The organism is Fontibacillus phaseoli (genome assembly GCF_003337355.1).
Lineage (GTDB): Bacteria > Bacillota > Bacilli > Paenibacillales > Paenibacillaceae > Fontibacillus > Fontibacillus phaseoli.
On sequence record NZ_QPJW01000008.1, the window covers coordinates 148,857 to 166,133 of the forward strand.

Genomic DNA, 17,277 nt, shown 5'->3' on the forward strand with positions numbered 1-17,277 from the left:
AACAAAAAATGACCGCTTTCCCAACAGGTTTGCGTCATTTTTATTTCGGCTTGATGCTATAAGCGATGGTGGTACAATGGAATTGGGTCGAACTAACTAAGTTGTCTTGGAATCAGGAGAGATTGCCGATGATTGCAAAGTATAGTCTGGTTTTTTTTCTAACGATTATGACAGCGGTTTTGGCCAACGTTTTTCGTTTTAAACTGAATGCTACCCTGAATAGATGGATCCTAATTATATCTTCCCTGGTGCTGGTGGAAGTCCAGGGGTATCTGTTTGATTTTCAGCATACGAATTGGATGTTGCTTCTTTTTATAGGCGTCTCGGTGTTGAGTTTTGGGCTAAGGGGAGGCATCATCGGGATCGGCGCGGCTTGGTTGATTTTATATGCGCAATGTCGTGTAAGCGATTTATCGGTCGGGCTAACGTACCTCTTGTTTACGGCGGGCATCTATATGCTTATCAGGCATATCGGGCATTTGCAAAGCGAAAGCGAGGACTGGCTTGGCAAGCTTACGGAAAATTCGCGGCAATTGAACGTGTTTAAGGAAGTCAGTTTATCCATGCAGCAAACGTTTAATTTGGATAAACTGCTGCAAACGATTTTGACTTCGGTGACGGCGGGGCACGGCCTTGGCTTTAACCGGGCAGTCGTCATGCTGATGAACGAGCAGGGTACAAAGCTGCACGGCATCATGGGAACCGGGCCGATGACCTCCGAGGAAGGCTACGCGATCTGGGACAGAATTACCAAGCATAAATACAAGCTCATGGAATTGATAGAAATTAAGGAAAAAGAGAAATCATCATCGGATTTAAAGCTGAATGAACGGGTCAAGAAAATCGAGATCCCGTTGGACGAGCCCAACTTCCTGGCGGAAGTGCTGGAAGGAGACACCCCGCGGCATCTTCAGGGAATCAGGGCCGATGAACGGGATCGGGTACTGCAAATGCTGGGCCGGGAATTCAATATGAGCGAGCTGGCCGTGTTTCCGCTGGTAAGCCAAGGGATCAAGGTCGGAGTGCTTCTGATCGACAACCCGGTCAATAGAAAGCCGATCACGGCGAATGGTATCGACAGCGTATTGCCGCTGGCCAACCAGGCCGCCATTGCGATCCACCAATCCCGACTGTATATGAAGGTGGAGGACATGGCCCTTAAGGACGGATTGACAGGACTACATAATCACCGGGCTTTTCAGTCCTTGCTCACCCAGCACTGGCCGGTTTCCGGCGAACCGCCGATCGCGCTCATTCTTTTGGATATCGACTTTTTCAAGCATTTCAATGATACTAACGGCCATTTGCTCGGGAACGAAGTATTGATTCAATTGGCCGACGTGATCCGCGGCTCGATCCGAAAGCACGACCAGGCTTTTCGATTTGGGGGCGAGGAGTTTGTGATTCTTCTTCCCGATACGGAGGAGAAAGAGGCTGTGCTGGTGGCGGAGCTTATACGGAACCGGGTGGAGAATACTTCATTCCCCGGCGGAGATCAACAGCCGGCCGGCCGCCTGACGGTGAGCCTGGGCGTGGCTTCATCCCGCAAGATGCCTTCTTTGACCCCGATGGAGCTCGTGGATACTGCGGACCAGGCACTCTATCAGGCAAAAGAGTCAGGCAAAAATCGAGTGGTATGCTAGGAGGGCTGAAGGATGATGACCGGATTTGCATCATTTATCATCGTGTTGTTATTCATCTTGATGGTTCTGGCGAGCGGCCGCTTTTTTTATGGCCGGGAATTAAAATCCAGGGCCCGTAAACTAAGCCGTACCTTTCATCTGGAAATTCCGAATATGGATTATTCTTTTGAGCAAATTGTTTATTTCATTTCCCTGCCCACCAACATTCCTTCGATCCGGAATGCGAGCCGGGATAATCTGGTCATCAAGCTGGATTACAAGTCTTTGATTTTCCCCCGGTTATCCGGGCTTAAAATGTATATTAAGTCGGAAAAAGAAAAGATCCTGCTCGCGTATTTGCCGATCAAGGATTTTCGCCTCCCCGCGCTGGACCAGATATTGAAGCAGGGGAAAATCAACGAATCCGACTACCGGAACATGAGCACCTGCAAATTGATCCACCCGGCTACGTTAAAAGAAATTAACGAAGAGGTCTATCAGCAAATTCAAGTCGGCCGCAAACGACGCAAACCTGCAGGAGCCGCCGATCCAGAGCAAAGAACGGTCAAAGCGCTTTGACCGTTCTCCACAAAATCTCTTTATGAATCGAAGGGTGATCGATTTGCCGGTTCATGAACCGGACCATGTCTTCATTATCCGCCTCCACGAAAAAAATGCTTTCCGTAAGCTTGCCCTCCGCGATGATCCGGCGGCTGGCTTCAGCCCCGAGCGCTATGGCACGGGCAAGACGCTGATGCTTCTCCCGCACGAACATGCTCTTGAAGAGTACGGTGCGTTCGTCAAACCTCTCCAGAATGATCCATCCCACGGGTACATCCCGATACCGCAAAATCAAGCTGTGCTCGGGATCAATGCATTCCTCTTCCGCAAAAGGGTCGAGGATCGGCGGATACCAGTCGCCTTTTCCCCGGGTAATCGCGACACGTTCGCCGGAGCTGAGCCCGGACAGCGGGCCGAAGGAAAAATCGGCCGGAAATGATAGCCGACCGATCCGCGGGAGATCCTCAAGGATCTTCCGCAACGGGCCGCTCCAGACGTGAATGGCAGGCGTCGATGCCGTAAAGCCGCAGCTGCGCAAGAAGGCGGTCTCCACGGCGCATGGTTCCGCTGGGCCGACATACTCCGCCCTGATCTCGGCTGCCCCGTTCTCCCGCAGCAGCGGCTCCAGCATGCCGAGCAGCCGGCTGCCGATGCCTTGGCGACGATAGCGTGCGTCAATGACGACGGCGCGCAAATTCGCCGCTTTCGCGGCTGAGGGGCCGTCCGTATGCACGCTGGCCACGACCAATCCGACGGGCTGGTCGCCCAGGCTCGCTCCCAGCGCTGCAAAAGACGGAGGGAGCTCCTGCACGAGAGGCAGGAGCTCCTTCGGTATCAGGGCGCTATAAGCCTGAGGCAATGCCCCCCGATAGGAACGGACCTCAATCTTGTTCATAGGGAGGAAGCGGGACGGGGTTTGAGAACGGGATCGGGATGTTCACAGGCTCCGGCTTATTTCCCACAAAGTCCCCCATTTGATTGAAAACGATTTGGAATGCCGGCACCGGAACGGGGAGCGGGAACGGCGGGAATTTCATCATACCCTCGTCCGTGAGGGCAATCACGATAGTATCTTCTCCGTTTCTATGCGCAATGGTGAAGTCCGTAAGATCTAACGGAATGGGGTGAGCCGGATCTCCGGTAAGCAAATAATTAACTCTGATACTTCCCGGTAAAGGGGCTTCATATCCGATATTGTACAAAGGCTCGTCCAGGGTGACAGTCATGACCCCGCTATCGTAAGTGGCACTGGTCACGGTCGGTTTTTGGGCATCGAATCTTACCGGGATAATGACCTCTTTAGCAATCGTTCCGGCTTCCCTTACGGTAAAGATCAGATCGGCCCCCGATTGTTCGGTTGCAGAAGCGTTTGCGGAAACGGAAAGGCCCTCACTTCCCAAGTTGTTTACGGTGACCCATTGCTCGTCAGATGAACGTACTTCGATACTCCCAATTACCTCGCCGTTCGTCACCAAGCCTAACGAAACAGCTTCACTGTTGTTCACCGTGGTAAAGAGCTGATCTTCCCCGTTTCGTTGAACCCGGATCAAGTTTTTCAGGCTTTGTTTCGTATATGTGTTATTTCCCTCGGCAGGCACAATTTTTGTTGCGGTGCCCGGCTTCAGCAAGAATTCCCCGGCCACCTGGCTGATCTCCAAAGGTTGGATCATCGAGCCTTTGAACTCATCAAGGGCCTGGTTCAACGAATGGATCGCTTCCTTGATTCGCTCTTTCGTCGCCAGGGTATCGTGCTGTACCTCAACGGCGGTGATGACGGCGCCGCTCAGGGATTCGACCGCAAAAGGAGAGTATTTTCCGGTGGTGTTCCCGCTATTCCCCTCGGCCGAGCTCAGAAGACCCTGTGCCTCATCAATAACTTTGCTTAACAAGGCCAGAGGGTCATCCGTCCGGTAAACCACCTGTTTGTTTGAAAATACAGGGGACAGCTTGCCGGATGCACTGCGAATCGCACGGCCGGAATCCAGAGGCTGGTAAGACGCCTCCACTTCCGTATCCAAAGCTTGGGTGCGTTCCAGCTTCACAAAGACAGACTTGCCTTCAATGGCAATACTTCGAATGGAAAGGGGGAACGATTGGTCTCCGTCCTTGCTTGTGATCCGGATGTCGTCCGTCGTGGGAACGTGGGTCGTATCGAGGGTTTCGCTATACGTGAAGGCAAGGGTTTTGGAATCGGAAAAAGCCAGCGAAGGAGCAGCCAGTTCGCTGTAATCGGGATCGGTGCCCGGGTTGGTGGTCCCCCCGCCGCTGCTGCTACTGCTGCCGGTACTCCCCGGATTCGCTGGAGGTGTTGTCGTTGCCGGCGTTTGCGGTTGCGTTGTCCCGCTTTCCTTATCCGGATTTTCCGCAGGAGGAGAGGCTTCATTTTTTAACTCCTCGGCTTTTTTGATGAATTTGGAGGCTACCAGAGCGACGGCCTGTCTCTCCGCATTTCCGGCAGGGTTAAACGTTCCGTTCGTGTTGCCTGAAATCAGCCCTAGTTCCAAGGCCGCTGCGACGGCGTCTTTGGCGTAGTCGGCAATTTGTCCGGCATCGGAGAATTTAAGATCGGTCCCTTTCCCCGCGGCGTCAACGCCCAGTGCACGTACGAAAAGAACCGCCATATCCTGGCGGGATAGATTTTGGCCTGTGCCAAACTTACCGTCTCCCTGCCCTTTGATTAAGCCGGCCTTGGCCGCGGCTTCTACAAATTGATAGGAGTAATGGGTGGCCGGTACGTCGGTGAAGGTAGCCGTTGCCGGAGCGGATTGCGTTTCGAGATTCAAAGATTTAGCCAGAATGATGGCTAAATCCTGACGCGAGATTTTCCCCGTCGGATCGAACTTGCCGTCGCCTTTTCCGTTGATAATACCGGCTTGCAACAGCTCGTTGATGGCGTCTTTTGCGTAAGACCCGTTAATGTCGTTCAGTTCCGTTGCCGCAGATACGGGGAAGGCAAGAGTGCTAAGAAGTGCTGCTGTAGTCATGACTTTAAATAAGATTTTGTTGTTCATCCGTACGATGGCCCCCTTGGCTAAATTGATACCCTTAGCTGTTGTCTATTTATTATGAAGTCTATTGAATCTACTAAGGAAATTTACTCCCTATTAGCATAAAGGATTGCTATATTTTTGTAATTAACTTTTTTCAAAAATAATATATTTAAATTTGATCTTTATTCCGGATCGGTTCCGAACCGATGCCCAGGCCCATGCATAGCATATAGCACCACTTTGGAAGCAGGAAGGGCGTGGTTTGGAGATGGGAATTCAGCTTACGGCTATCCATTATGTTTATTTGGCGTTTATTGTGTTCATTCTGGCGCTGTTGATCAAGCGGCGCGATACGACGATGATTTGCGTGGCGGGCATCTTCTTGCTTGGCCTGCTTGCGACAGAGACCCTTGGCGGCTCGGTTTCGGGGATATTTGACTCTTTTATTTATGCCACCAAAGAACTCATAGGGACGATCATGATCATTTCGATCATTGTTGCCATGAGCCGGGTTCTAATCATTACGGGAATTAATGAAACGATGGTCGCCCCGCTGACCCGGTTTATCCGCACGCCGGCGGTCGCCTTTTGGGGAATCGGCCTCATTATGATGGTGACCTCTTTCTTTTTCTGGCCTTCACCGGCGGTGGCGCTGATCGGTGCCGTGCTTTTGCCGGTGGCGCTCCGCGTCGGACTCCCCGCGCTCGGGGCTGCGGTGGCGATGAATCTATTCGGGCATGGAATCGCGTTGTCCGGCGATTATATCATTCAAGGAGCGCCGAAATTAACGGCGGACGCGGCGGGACTGCCGGTAAACGAGGTGATGGCGGCAAGCGTTCCATTGGTCATCGTGATGGGAACGGTCACCACGGTGGTCGCGTTTTGGATGATGCGCAGGGATATGAAGCGGGGAACGTGGAGAGAGAGGCTTGTAGCTGAAAAAAGCGCAGCCGGCGCCTTGGGATCTTCCGGGAACGCAGCAGGGGAGGAACAAGCCGTGATTTCGCCGGGCGCGAAAAGGACACTGGCCATCCTCATCCCGTTTTTGTTTCTGGCCGACGTGGCAGCCATGTTCTGGCTGAACCTGCAGGGCGGAGACGCTACGGCACTTGTAGGGGGAACCGCCGTGATCATTCTGATCGCGGTCACGCTGCTGGCTCACCGCAATCAGGGACTCGAAAAAGTGACGTCCTATCTGAGCGACGGCTTCGTCTTCGGCTTTAAAGTCTTCGGTCCGGTCATTCCGATCGCCGCCTTTTTCTATCTGGGCGACTCGGCTTTCACGGACCTGTTCGGCAAAGTGCTCCCGGAGGCTTCGCACGGGATCGTGAATGACCTTGGGGTCGCGCTTGCGGGCAGCGTCCCGCTGAACGGCGCCGTTGGCGCCTTGACGTCGGTCGTGACCGGGGCGATTACCGGCCTTGACGGCTCCGGCTTCTCCGGCATCTCCCTCGCCGGGTCGATCGCCCAGCTGTTCGCGGTCGCCACGCATTCCGGCGCCGCCACGCTGACGGCGCTCGGGCAGATCGCCGCCATCTGGGTCGGCGGCGGCACGCTGATCCCGTGGGCCCTGATCCCGGCCGCGGCCATCTGCGGCGTCAGCCCGTTCGAGCTGGCGCGCCGCAACCTGAAGCCGGTGCTGATCGGGCTTGGCGTAACGACGGTGGTTGCCATGTTTCTGCTGTAACGCATGGCCGGCGGCATAGGGATGGCAACAGCCGGTTTGAGGCTGGTTCGCCGCTGTTTGAGGAAGTCGCGTCGGGCCTGCGGCTCCCGCCGTCTTCAAGTAGCGGGGCGGCCTCGGGCCTGCGTCCCTCTCCGTCTTCGAGTAGCGGGTCGACCCCGGGTTTGCGGCTCCCGCCGTCTTCATGTAGCGCGTCGGTCCCGGGCCTGCGTCCCTCGCCGTCTTCATGTAGCGCGTCCCACCCCGCCCGCCTATCTGGCTGCTTGCCCTAACCCTAATTAACTGGATTTCCTGCAGCTAATTTCGAATCGATGAGGCCCAGGGCAAAAATAACTGGAAAACCTCCAGTTATTTCAGCCCCCAACCCAGCTAATCCACGCATTTCGGCCGAATTACCTGTAGGTTTTCCATCTAATTGGCGCGAAACGCCATAAACAAGCAAATTAACTGTAGGTTCTCCAGTTAGTTAAAGTAACTTTTGTAAGAATAATGCTCTGCTCGCGCCACCATCCCATTCACACTACTAGAGGTCGCAATATTAGCTACTCTTTTTCTAATGTTACCTGATAGAAGGGGAAGCGGTCCAATCCTAATAACTTGCCTTCCCGCTCACCACATTTTCGTTAACCCCGTACTATCCCGGCATCCCCCAACTTACCTCCATCAATTAAAGTAATCCAAAACATTGTGAGCCAGCTTGTATCGGACGAGCCTTTGGCCGGTTCCGCGGAAAGAGGGGAGCAGCCAGCCTTTGTCGCACAGTTTGCGCAGCATTTGGACGGCTGTTCTGTGATCGACTCCAAAATGAAGTTCTACATCTTTGGGTCGAATTTGCCCGCTCATTTGAACAGCGAGACGTATGAGTTCCTTCTCGGCGAAAATAGCACGGCTAGACGGAGCCAGTTCAGCCTGATGCCGGCTCATTGCCATCCGCAATAAAGTAATGCAGAGCTCTGGCTGCTGCTCCACATCGTCATAAGCAAAGGAGATCACGTTACAGCCCATTGCGTAAAGGAAGGTCTCGCGGTTTAGTTCGTTACTGAATTTTTGCCGGTCCATATCCCGTGCGTGCGAGGCATACCCTTTGATCTCGATCATTAGTTTTACATACCCCGGTAACCAAGCAAAATCCGCAAAATAAGGCCTACCGCGCCAATCGGATACTTCGTATTCCGGATGGAGATATTCCAAGTTGCCCCGCAGCGGCCACCAGACATTGCGCAGAAAGAGTCTTTCAGCGTGAAGATGGCCTCGCTCCAGCCGTCCCCGGCGTTCTCCCGTTCTATTCGCCAAATGCCCCTGAATCCACATCTCGTGCGTTTCCTCAAATTCCATGCCTATTCATCCTCTCGTGAAAAATAAAAACGCCCCGCCTCACTCTTCCGAGTGAAACGGGACGTTCTTCGTCTCTTCTAGACCAAGTATATGCTAAATGGCGCGTGGTGACTATATTGGATTGGTGTTATAAGTAAATTATTAAAAATAACTGTAAAACCTCCAGTTATTTCAACCCGAACCCAGCTAATCCCCGCATTTAGGCCGAATTAACTGTAGGTTTTCCATCTAATAGCTGTGAAACGCCTTAAAAGAGCAAATTAGCTGTAGGTTTTCCGGTTAATTGGGCCAACATTGCTGGAGTCCAGCAAGCAAGAACGACATTGACCAAAATTGCCGGAGCCCTGCATGGACACGGTCAACGAGTTTAGCGGGAAGGTGCGTCCGACTGGAGAGAGGGAGAGAAGCTGCCAAAGGCTGCACCGCGCGCAGCTCCCAGCGCGCGGTGCTTTGCTGCATGACGTTCGGTCGAACCACATGCTGCCACGAGCCCTTCAACCTGGATCCGCTTCACGCAAACCCGCCATTGATGCGCAAGGTCTGGCCGGTGATCCAGCGGGCTTCCTCGCTCGCGAGGAAGAGGACGGTGCCGGTGATGTCGCCGGTCTCGCCAAGGCGGCGGAAAGCATTCATGCTGGCGATGCCCTCGATTTGGGCAGCGCTCTTGCCTTGCATGAACAGTTCGGTGTTGACCGGTCCCGGAGCGACGGCGTTGATGGTGATGCCCTTGGGGCCCAACTCTTTGGCCAGTTGGCGAGTGAATTGCTCGACCGCGCCCTTCGTGCCCGCATAAACGCTGTAGGCGGGGAACATCGCTCCGGCGACGGAGGTGGAAAAATTGACGATGCGTCCGTTTGCCTGCAGATGCAGGGCCGCTTGTTGAATGGCAAAAAACGTCCCCTTAACGTTGATGGCAAACATTCTGTCGAAATCCTCCTCCGTTATTTCGACGACCGGTTTTGTAATCATAATTCCGGCGTTGTTCACCAGTACGTCAAGCTTCCCGTAGGCGGCCAAGGATTCGGCGAATAGCTTCTTCACCTCGTCCACCCGGCTGATATCGGCCCGGACAGCTATCGCATTTCCGCCTTTATTGATGATTCCGGAGACGACTTCTTCAGCCTGTTCGCGGTTGCTTGAATAATTTACGACGACCCTGGCGCCTTCATTGGCGAACTGCTCGGCTATTGCCCGCCCGATTCCGCGGGAGGCCCCTGTAACGATGACGACTTTATCCGTAAAACGAGGATCCATTCATTTCATCTCCCTTTTTGACTAAGGCACCTATAAGGAACGGTGTTTTGTTGCATTTAGATTACCTTGTCTGAAAAGCTGGCGCAAGAAGGCACTTTTACTTCCGATAGTTACTTGAAAGTAAGAAATTACACTTCAGAAAAGAAGAACTTACTCTCTGTTGAAGTAAATCAACTGTGATAGGATAGGAAGAAAATACAAAGAAAATACAAAGAAAATACAAAGAGAGAAGAGGACCCTTGAATGTTTCCTGATATTTTGCGTAACGATCCGGCCTACAACGAAGAAGATATCGATTGCTATATACATGTTGCTACCACCATTCAGGCGATAGGAGGCAAATGGAAAATGCTCATCCTTTGGCATCTTGAGGAAGGTCCGCGTCGTTATAACGAGCTTCGCCGCCTGATTCCCGGCGTCTCCCAAAAGGTGCTGACCCAGCAGCTTAAGGAACTGGAGCAGGACGGATTGATCCGGCGCGAGGTTTATCCCGAAATGCCGCCTCGGGTGGAATACATAATGACTGACTACGGAAAGACTTTAGGACCGATCTTTGACACGATGTATGAGTGGGGGGTGATTCACCGGCAACGACAGTCTGCGGATGAAGAAGTTTAAGGGCGCAGCATGTTACCGGGGAACGCAAGGAACAGTAAGGAATAGAAGATGCATGGACAGCAGTATATCAAAAGGAGGATTTATGTTGAAACACACGTTGAGAGAACAGCCGAACCATTTGGCCGGAGCCGACGGGCTCCGGGCCTTGGCGTGTTTGGGCGTTATTTTTCATCATCTTGCGCAAACGATGGCAGTACCGCTGCAAAAGCCTTCGGTTCAGGAACTGCAATCCTTACTGATTCTGGGCAATGTAGGCGTCAGCATCTTTTTCGTGCTTAGCGGCTACTTGCTGGCTTATCCATTTTGGAAGCGCTACCTTTATAATGGGGAATATCCCGGCATTAAACAGTACGTCGTCCGTAGAGCGGCAAGAATCATGCCGGGTTATTACTTCGTTTTTATCCTCTGCATGATTCTGGTGCTCACCTTAAATATTGATTCAGAGCATTTTTGGCTCCGCTCCTTAACCGGCTTGACCTTCACCTCCGGATTCCACTACACTACTTTTTTTCCTTCGGAAATCAACGGACCGTTCTGGTCGATCGGCTTTGAAATTTTTAGTTATATTCTTATGCCGCTTTTTATGTATGGCCTGTTCAAGCTGTTTCGCAAAAAACGTTCTTTTCCGGCGGCAATGCTTTACTGGGTCGGCGTGTTGGTTGTGATTGTTGCGGCCAACCAGTTGATTCACCGGTTTCTCACGCCGGGTGAGGAATTGCGCGGCTGGGATTACGGCCTCATCGGCGGCGCAAAATTCTGGATGCCGAATTACAATCCGGTCGGGTTCTTCGGCCACTTTTCAATCGGCATCATAGCGTCCGGTCTGGTTTGCCGTTTTCAGAAGGCCGAGCGCACGGCAAAGCTTCGCACCACCGGACTCTTCGATGTGCTTAGCGCAGTCAGCTTGATCGCTGCCGCGCTCTTTCTCTGGCTGGCCCGGCATAAACCGGAATTCAGCTTGAGCATTCAACATCAGCCGTTCTTCTTTCCGTTCTTCACGATCCTCATCGGCTGCTTCCTGATGACGGTTCCGTTTTCCCGCTGGGTCGGCAAAGGCATGGACAATCCTTTTTTTCGGTATACGGCCAAGGTGTCATTTGGTCTTTATATTTGGCATAACCTGTTAATGACGCTAGCGGTCAAGTATTGGATCAAAGATTTCCACTTCGGGGGCATCATGGCGCTGGACCGCTGGATTTGGCTTTCGCTTGGCGTCATTGCGGTTTCTTACGCAATCGCTTCATTATCGTATTTTCTTCTGGAGAAGCCGATTTTGGATCGTTCTCATCGGTATAAGGGTTCACGACGGACCCTAAAGAATGAAACGAAAAAAGCTGCATAATTCTTGGACGAAATATGATATTATGAAAGAAATTCATGAATGAGGTGGTAATTTCTTGATCGGTCGCAGTGGTAATCCTACATTGAAAGACACTACTTTTGAAAAACCGGAGCAATACTCCCCCGGAATGAATGCCATGACCATTGAAGGAACCGTAAATAAAGCGTTTATTACGCTGGTAATCCTTTTGGGCAGCGCGTTCGGTACTTGGATGCTTTATTTTGACGGGTACAATGTAATTCCAATGGCGATCGGAGGCGCGATCATCGGCTTTATCCTGGCCCTGGTTGTCAGCTTTTCGCCTAAAGCTTCGCCTTATCTGGTGCCGATTTACGCCATTGCGGAAGGGATGTTCCTGGGTGCCATTTCCGCGCAATATGAATCGATTCTGAATGGGATCACCCTGCAAGCCGCCTTATTGACGATGGGCGTATTCCTGGCTTTGCTAATTGCATACAAGACTAGACTGATTAAAGCTACGGAAAATTTCAAGCTTGGCGTTGTCGCCGCCACCGGTGGAATCGCGCTTGTATATCTGATAAGCATCATTCTACGGTTGTTCGGGTTACAAATGCCGTTTCTTCATGACGCCACCCCCCTTGGCATCGGTATTTCGGTCGTGATCGTCATCGTGGCCGCGCTGAACCTGGTGCTCGATTTCGACTTCATCGAGAACGGAGCCGAGCAGGGCGCCCCTAAATACATGGAATGGTATGGCGCCTTCGGATTAATGGTTACGCTGGTATGGCTGTACCTGGAGATGGTCCGGTTGCTTGCCAAAATCGCAAGCCGCGACTGATTCGATAACCCTGCAACCGCAAGGGAACAACAAGTAAAGGCTGACGGGAAGCAATCTTCCCGCCAGCCTTTTTGCATGTCGTTCTACCTTAGCGTATTTGTTTAACCGAAGCCACTTCGTAAGTAATAATTTCGCTGCCCAGAATCGGGGATGCCTTCTTCGCTTCTTCCGCAGAACCCGATTCGGGGCGCTGGTGAGCGGCCTTGAAAGCGTCGCTGTTTTTCCACGAATCAAAATCCTCTACCGTTTCCCAGTAGGTATTGACGTTTAGTTCATCGTAATCGCTCAGGTTCTGGGTGAGCAGCACCTCCACCTTAACGATGCCTTTTGACGAGTCTAACAGGCCCGGCGCAGTAAAGCGGGGAGCCATGGCTGCGGCCATTCCTTTTTTAACCTTGATCCGGTTGGTTACTACTATCATCATGAACAGCTCCTTTCAATGGGACGTTAATGTGCCAAATTGCCTTAATATCGGCTTGTACAGCCTATACCCAGATTCATGACTAGTATAGTGCTTTTGCGGAGGGAATGAAAGTTTGCCGGCGGTGATGAGTATAATCTGGTATTCTTTACTTGCTTGTGTTCATATTAAAAATTTGGGACAATAGAGCAGATTGAAATCAAAGGGCATTTCGTTATTACTTTTTATAGTTTTCCAAAAGAAAGAGGCAGGAACATGAATAAACCATCCATTTATGGATTGACCTTAGATCAGCTTGGAGCCTGGCTGGAAGACCACGGCCACAAGAAATCACGGGCCCTGCAGGTGTGGGACGGCTTGTACCGCCAGCGGGTAACCGAATTTGGAGCCGTGAGCGAAGTAAAGCCGGAGGTTGCGGCTTTGCTGGAGGAGCATTTTGCCATCCAAACACTGGCGGTGCATACGAAGCAGGAATCGGCTGACGGTACCGTTAAATTTTTGTTTAAGCTGGAAGACGGCAATCTGATCGAGACCGTATTAATGCGGCATAAGTTTGGCTTGTCGGTCTGCGTGACGACGCAGGTAGGCTGCAATATCGGTTGCAGCTTCTGCGCCAGCGGACTACTTAAGAAGAGCCGGGACTTGACGTCCGGAGAAATTACGGAGCAGATCATGAAAGTCCAGCTATTCCTGGACGAGGCCGGCCAAGGAGATTTGGTCAGCCACATCGTGGTTATGGGCATCGGCGAGCCGTTTGACAATTTCACGCATCTGATAAGCTTTTTGCGGACCGTCATGGATGCGAAAGGGCTTGCGATCGGGCCAAGGCATATCACCGTATCGACCAGCGGCCTGGCCGACAAGATCCAAGAATTCGCGGATCTCAATCTTCGCGTCAATCTGGCCGTGTCGTTACATGCGCCGAATAATGAGCTGCGTACGCGGATTATGAAGATTAACCGCGGCATTCCGATCGAGAAGCTGATGGAGGCTATCGATTACTACCTGGACAAAACGAACCAGCGGATCACGCTGGAGTATATTTTGCTGCGGGAGGTCAATGACCAGCGGGAGCATGCGTTGGAGCTTTCCGAATTAATCGGGGACCGCAGATCGTACGTGAATGTGAATCTGATTCCGTACAATCCGGTCGATGAACACAGTCAATATCAGCGGAGCGACCAAGAAGCCGTGCTGGCTTTCTACGATATGCTCAAAAAACAAAACGTTAGCGTCAGCATCCGGCTGGAGCATGGCACGGATATCGACGCCGCTTGCGGTCAGCTCAGAAGCAAGCAAATCAAACGGATGGAGAAAACGCCATCGTAATCGCAACAAGATCCAGGCTGCCTCGGAAAATCACTTTTCCGAGGCGGTTTTTTGCGGCCTCAGGGGGGCAATTAACTGTAGAACCTACAGTTATTTTTTTGATTTCGAGGGATGCGGGACAATTAGCTGGAAAACCTCCAGCTAATTGTCGCGATGTAGCAGGTATGGGCGAATCTCGTGATATTAACTGTAGTTTTCCAGCTAAATAGGGCAAATGAGCCGGATTGGCGAAATTAACTGCAGCTTTTCCAGTTAATGTTTGCTGCAAAGTATCTAGGGCCACAGGAAGGAGTTACTTTAGAGCGCCAAGCGGATGGAATGATTCGTAGTAACTTAACTGTGTTGCATAAGTAACTTGAAAACCAGGAAGGTGCAACTTTAGAGTAATAAGCAGCTAGAATGAGTAAGCAGTATAGTACCTGTGTACGCAGAAATATCCGGACTACCGGTAGAAGTGGCTTTAGAGCACCAAACAGTTGAGCAAGTAAATAGGAACTGCCCTGTAAGGGCAATTGGAGCTACAAAGCAACTTAAACGATGGGTGGGGCCGAAGGCTGCCTAAGCACGTTGGAAACCGGGAGACGAGCAAAATCAGGCAAAACAATCCATTCCGAATGTGAAATGATGTACGTACATCATAAATATTAAATATTCCATCATGAAAGCGTTGACACATTCTCTTCGGGTTGCTATTATGAAACCACCAAAGAGGTGTTGGGCGAGCCGGGATTTCACTTCGTGCACGGAGAGCGGCCCGTGAGCAATCTCTTATAGCCAAGAAAAATAGAATGGCAGAGGATAGAGTATGGAACAAGAGAGACGATTGACGATTAAGGAATTGGCCAAGCAAATCGGGGTTTCCGTTGCCACGCTGGACCGGGTATTGAACAACCGGGGAAACGTGAAGCATCAAACCTACGAGAAGGTCATGGAAAAGATCAAAGAATTGAACTATATGCCTAACAAATCGGCGAGCTTTTTGTCGCGGATGAATGATTACTCTATGGCGATTGTGTTTCCCGAACTTCCGGAATATTTCTGGAAGCAGGTTGAGAAAGGCGTTCAGATTGCAATCGATGAATTCCGCGACTACGGTCTCAATGTCAATATCATCCGCTCCGAGAAATACGACCTGGATCTCCAAAAGAAAATTGTGCAGCAATTGATCGATTCCGGAAAGTATGACGCGATTGCGTTGTCGCCGAACGACCCGCAGGAAATGGCTGATCTGATCGATCGCGGCGTGGATCAAGGCATTACCTTCTGCACCTTCAACAGCGACTCGCCGCTCAGCAAGCGATTGTTTTATGTAGGTTGCGATTACCGGATTGCCGGCCGCCTCGCGGCGGATGCGTTGTGCAAGTTTCTCGGAGGCAAGACCAGGGTCGGCCTCGTGATGTCCTACACCAATTTTCAGATGCAGCAAAAGGTGACGGGGTTCCGCGAGGTGGTTGCGGAATACGATCACATTGAAATGATCGGCCCGCTCAAGTTAAGCCAGGAGGATTATGAGTTTCCCGAGGCTTTTGCCGATTATTTCCGGCAAGTGGACGGTATTTACGTGTCCAGCGCCCGGCTCGACGTCGTCGCCAAACACCTGGAAGAGCTCAAGCCGGAGAATCGCCCGGTCCTGATCGGTCACGATATGACGGAAGAAACCTATCAATATATGAAGAAAGGGATCGTCACCGCGACGATCTGCCAAGACCCGGTGAACCAAGGGTACCTGACGGTCAAGTCAATGTTCGACCATCTTGTTACCGGCGACAAAGTCGGGTTGAAAGAAAACATCACCAAGCTGGAACTGGTGACCAAAGAAAACGCGCGTTATTACATTTAAGCGGCTAATTCGTAATAACGTTGTTTTTTATCATAAAATGATGTACGTACATCATTTTATGATTGGTACTATGATTGGTACTATGATTGGTACTATGATTGGTACTATGATTTGATTTTGATTGAAGTTTGATGTCGGCATAACTGCCTACCGTTTTTTTAAAGGCATCAGGACAAAACGGCAGTGCATGCAAATAAACAACACAGTAGGGGGAAGGGTCATGTTTAAAAATGTAAGGGCTCTCATGATAGCAATGGTGGCATTGGTTGTATTGTTATCGGCGTGTGCTCCTAAAACGGAGTCGGGTTCCGGCAATTCGGGCAACTCCGGCAAAGATGGAGACAAGGTTGTCATTCAATGGTGGGATTCGATGACCAGTGAAGCCACCCAAGGCGCATTGAAAGAGATTATCGCCGATTACGAGGCTGCTCACCCGAACGTAAAAATCGAACGCACGTATATTTCTTTTGCGGATATTAAAAACAAATTGCTGCTCGGATCGGTCGGCAATCAAATGCCGGACATCGTCTGGCTGGACAATCCCGATCATCAGGCCTTTGCCGCTGCGGGCATTCTGGCGGACTTGACCGAACCGATCAAGGAATGGGGACAAGCGGATAAGTATTACGAAGGTCCTTGGTCCTCGACCATGTATGAAGGCAAGAACTATGGCGTGCCCATCGGAAGCAACAACCTGGCGCTCTATTACAACAAAGATATGTTTGAAGCTAAAGGCTTGACGCCGCCGACGAATTGGACGGAACTGAAAGAAGCCGCCAAACAACTGACTACGAAAGATGTGTACGGCTTTTCGATGACCGCGGTGAAAACCGAAGAAGGCACGTTCCAGTTCCTTCCGTTGATGTACCAATCCGGTTCCGATATCCCGAACTTCAACAGCGAGGGTACGATTGAGGCGGCTACGCTACTCCAGGATATGGTGAAAAACGGCTATATGTCCAAGGAAGTCATTAACCAGAAGCAATCCGATACGGTCGTGCAGTTCTCGACGGGCAAAGTGGCGATGATGATCAATGGTACGTGGCAGATTCCGTTGCTGAAAAAAGAAGGAAAAGTGAATTGGGGCGTCGTCCAACTGCCGGAGAACAAGCAAGGCGGCACCATTCTTGGCGGGGAAAACTGGGCGATTACGAACGCCTCCAAAAATAAAGATATCGCTTTCGATATTATTAAATTCGCCAACGAGCCGGAACGTTTGAAAGCGTTTGATCAGGCGGCGGGCCGTCTCCCAAGCCGTTCCGACCTGCTGCAGGACCCGTTCTGGCAGGATGACAAGGATTTGAAAGTCTTTGCCGATGCGATGGAAGTTGCCAAGGCAAGAGCCTATGGTCCGGAATATCCGAAAATGTCCGAAGCGATTCAAATCATGATTCAGCAAGTAATTACCGGAAGCAAAACGCCGGTGGAAGCCGTGAAAGAGGCCGGCGACAAAATTGAGCCGCTCCTGAAGAAATAACAGCA

14 protein-coding genes are annotated in these 17,277 nt (G+C 51.4%); 9 read left to right on the forward strand and 5 right to left on the reverse strand.

The genetic code is table 11. The annotated features are described in order from the left end of the window. The first annotated feature begins 128 nt into the window (after positions 1–128). On the forward strand, positions 129–1,643 hold the full coding sequence (locus DFP94_RS18145) for a GGDEF domain-containing protein (protein WP_181873204.1): 1,515 nt from the start codon (positions 129–131) through the stop codon (positions 1,641–1,643). A 12-nt stretch (positions 1,644–1,655) separates the two neighbouring features. Further along, a complete protein-coding gene (locus DFP94_RS18150; RefSeq protein WP_114497878.1) occupies positions 1,656–2,201 on the forward strand; it encodes a hypothetical protein in 546 nt (181 codons plus the stop codon). Here the strand turns inward: DFP94_RS18150 and DFP94_RS18155 are convergent. After that, positions 2,188–3,078 carry a GNAT family N-acetyltransferase gene (locus tag DFP94_RS18155; protein WP_114497879.1) on the reverse strand — a complete coding sequence of 297 codons (891 nt, stop codon included), beginning with the start codon at positions 3,076–3,078 and terminating at the stop codon, positions 2,188–2,190. The genes DFP94_RS18150 and DFP94_RS18155 overlap by 14 nt on opposite strands. Beyond that, the gene (locus tag DFP94_RS18160; protein ID WP_114497880.1) at positions 3,065–5,194 is read right to left on the reverse strand and encodes an S-layer homology domain-containing protein; all 2,130 of its coding nucleotides are present in this window, start codon (positions 5,192–5,194) and stop codon (positions 3,065–3,067) included. The genes DFP94_RS18155 and DFP94_RS18160 overlap by 14 nt, the downstream gene beginning before the upstream one ends. 247 nt (positions 5,195–5,441) lie before the next feature. Here DFP94_RS18160 and DFP94_RS18165 point away from each other — a divergent pair, with 247 nt between their 5' ends. After that, positions 5,442–6,860 (forward strand): hypothetical protein, encoded by a 1,419-nt coding sequence (locus DFP94_RS18165; protein ID WP_114497925.1) that lies wholly within the window; start codon positions 5,442–5,444, stop codon positions 6,858–6,860. Between the two features lie 660 nt (positions 6,861–7,520). Here the strand turns inward: DFP94_RS18165 and DFP94_RS18170 are convergent. Then, a complete protein-coding gene (locus DFP94_RS18170; protein ID WP_114497881.1) occupies positions 7,521–8,192 on the reverse strand; it encodes a hypothetical protein in 672 nt (223 codons plus the stop codon). A 510-nt stretch (positions 8,193–8,702) separates the two neighbouring features. Next, positions 8,703–9,446, reverse strand: a complete 744-nt coding sequence (locus DFP94_RS18175; protein WP_114497882.1) for an SDR family oxidoreductase — start codon at positions 9,444–9,446, stop codon at positions 8,703–8,705. A 243-nt stretch (positions 9,447–9,689) separates the two neighbouring features. On the opposite strand from DFP94_RS18175, the gene DFP94_RS18180 reads away from it, so the two are divergent. From DFP94_RS18180 to DFP94_RS18190, 3 genes are all read left to right on the forward strand, one after another. Beyond that, on the forward strand, positions 9,690–10,064 hold the full coding sequence (locus DFP94_RS18180) for a winged helix-turn-helix transcriptional regulator (RefSeq protein ID WP_114497883.1): 375 nt from the start codon (positions 9,690–9,692) through the stop codon (positions 10,062–10,064). A gap of 82 nt (positions 10,065–10,146) precedes the next feature. Beyond that, complete coding sequence (locus tag DFP94_RS18185) at positions 10,147–11,406, forward strand: acyltransferase family protein (protein WP_114497884.1); 1,260 nt, start codon at positions 10,147–10,149, stop codon at positions 11,404–11,406. A 55-nt stretch (positions 11,407–11,461) separates the two neighbouring features. Continuing rightward, complete coding sequence (locus DFP94_RS18190) at positions 11,462–12,205, forward strand: Bax inhibitor-1/YccA family protein (RefSeq protein ID WP_114497885.1); 744 nt, start codon at positions 11,462–11,464, stop codon at positions 12,203–12,205. Between the two features lie 88 nt (positions 12,206–12,293). Here the strand turns inward: DFP94_RS18190 and DFP94_RS18195 are convergent, their stop codons facing one another. Next, complete coding sequence (locus DFP94_RS18195) at positions 12,294–12,626, reverse strand: heme oxygenase (RefSeq protein WP_114497886.1); 333 nt, start codon at positions 12,624–12,626, stop codon at positions 12,294–12,296. 255 nt (positions 12,627–12,881) lie between these two features. Here DFP94_RS18195 and rlmN point away from each other — a divergent pair, with 255 nt between their 5' ends. From rlmN to DFP94_RS18210, 3 genes are all read left to right on the forward strand, one after another. After that, positions 12,882–13,955, forward strand: a complete 1,074-nt coding sequence (gene rlmN / locus DFP94_RS18200) for a dual-specificity RNA methyltransferase RlmN (RefSeq protein ID WP_114497887.1) — start codon at positions 12,882–12,884, stop codon at positions 13,953–13,955. Between the two features lie 805 nt (positions 13,956–14,760). After that, complete coding sequence (locus DFP94_RS18205) at positions 14,761–15,795, forward strand: LacI family DNA-binding transcriptional regulator (protein ID WP_114497888.1); 1,035 nt, start codon at positions 14,761–14,763, stop codon at positions 15,793–15,795. Between the two features lie 220 nt (positions 15,796–16,015). After that, positions 16,016–17,272: a sugar ABC transporter substrate-binding protein gene (locus DFP94_RS18210; RefSeq protein WP_181873206.1), complete on the forward strand. Its 1,257-nt coding sequence runs from the start codon at positions 16,016–16,018 to the stop codon at positions 17,270–17,272. Positions 17,273–17,277: the final 5 nt, after the last annotated feature.

Bases quoted from the DNA above. Each gene is read 5' to 3' on its own strand.
- DFP94_RS18180 (WP_114497883.1), top strand. From the start codon at position 9,690: ATGTTTCCTGATATTTTGCGTAACGATCCGGCCTACAACGAAGAAGAT.
- DFP94_RS18165 (WP_114497925.1), top strand. From the start codon at position 5,442: ATGGGAATTCAGCTTACGGCTATCCATTATGTTTATTTGGCGTTTATT.
- DFP94_RS18150 (WP_114497878.1), top strand. From the start codon at position 1,656: ATGATGACCGGATTTGCATCATTTATCATCGTGTTGTTATTCATCTTG.
- DFP94_RS18170 (WP_114497881.1), bottom strand. From the start codon at position 8,192: ATGGAATTTGAGGAAACGCACGAGATGTGGATTCAGGGGCATTTGGCG.
- DFP94_RS18205 (WP_114497888.1), top strand. From the start codon at position 14,761: ATGGAACAAGAGAGACGATTGACGATTAAGGAATTGGCCAAGCAAATC.
- DFP94_RS18160 (WP_114497880.1), bottom strand. From the start codon at position 5,194: ATGAACAACAAAATCTTATTTAAAGTCATGACTACAGCAGCACTTCTT.
- DFP94_RS18185 (WP_114497884.1), top strand. From the start codon at position 10,147: ATGTTGAAACACACGTTGAGAGAACAGCCGAACCATTTGGCCGGAGCC.
- DFP94_RS18195 (WP_114497886.1), bottom strand. From the start codon at position 12,626: ATGATAGTAGTAACCAACCGGATCAAGGTTAAAAAAGGAATGGCCGCA.
- DFP94_RS18145 (WP_181873204.1), top strand. From the start codon at position 129: ATGATTGCAAAGTATAGTCTGGTTTTTTTTCTAACGATTATGACAGCG.
- DFP94_RS18175 (WP_114497882.1), bottom strand. From the start codon at position 9,446: ATGGATCCTCGTTTTACGGATAAAGTCGTCATCGTTACAGGGGCCTCC.
- DFP94_RS18210 (WP_181873206.1), top strand. From the start codon at position 16,016: ATGTTTAAAAATGTAAGGGCTCTCATGATAGCAATGGTGGCATTGGTT.
- rlmN (WP_114497887.1), top strand. From the start codon at position 12,882: ATGAATAAACCATCCATTTATGGATTGACCTTAGATCAGCTTGGAGCC.
- DFP94_RS18155 (WP_114497879.1), bottom strand. From the start codon at position 3,078: ATGAACAAGATTGAGGTCCGTTCCTATCGGGGGGCATTGCCTCAGGCT.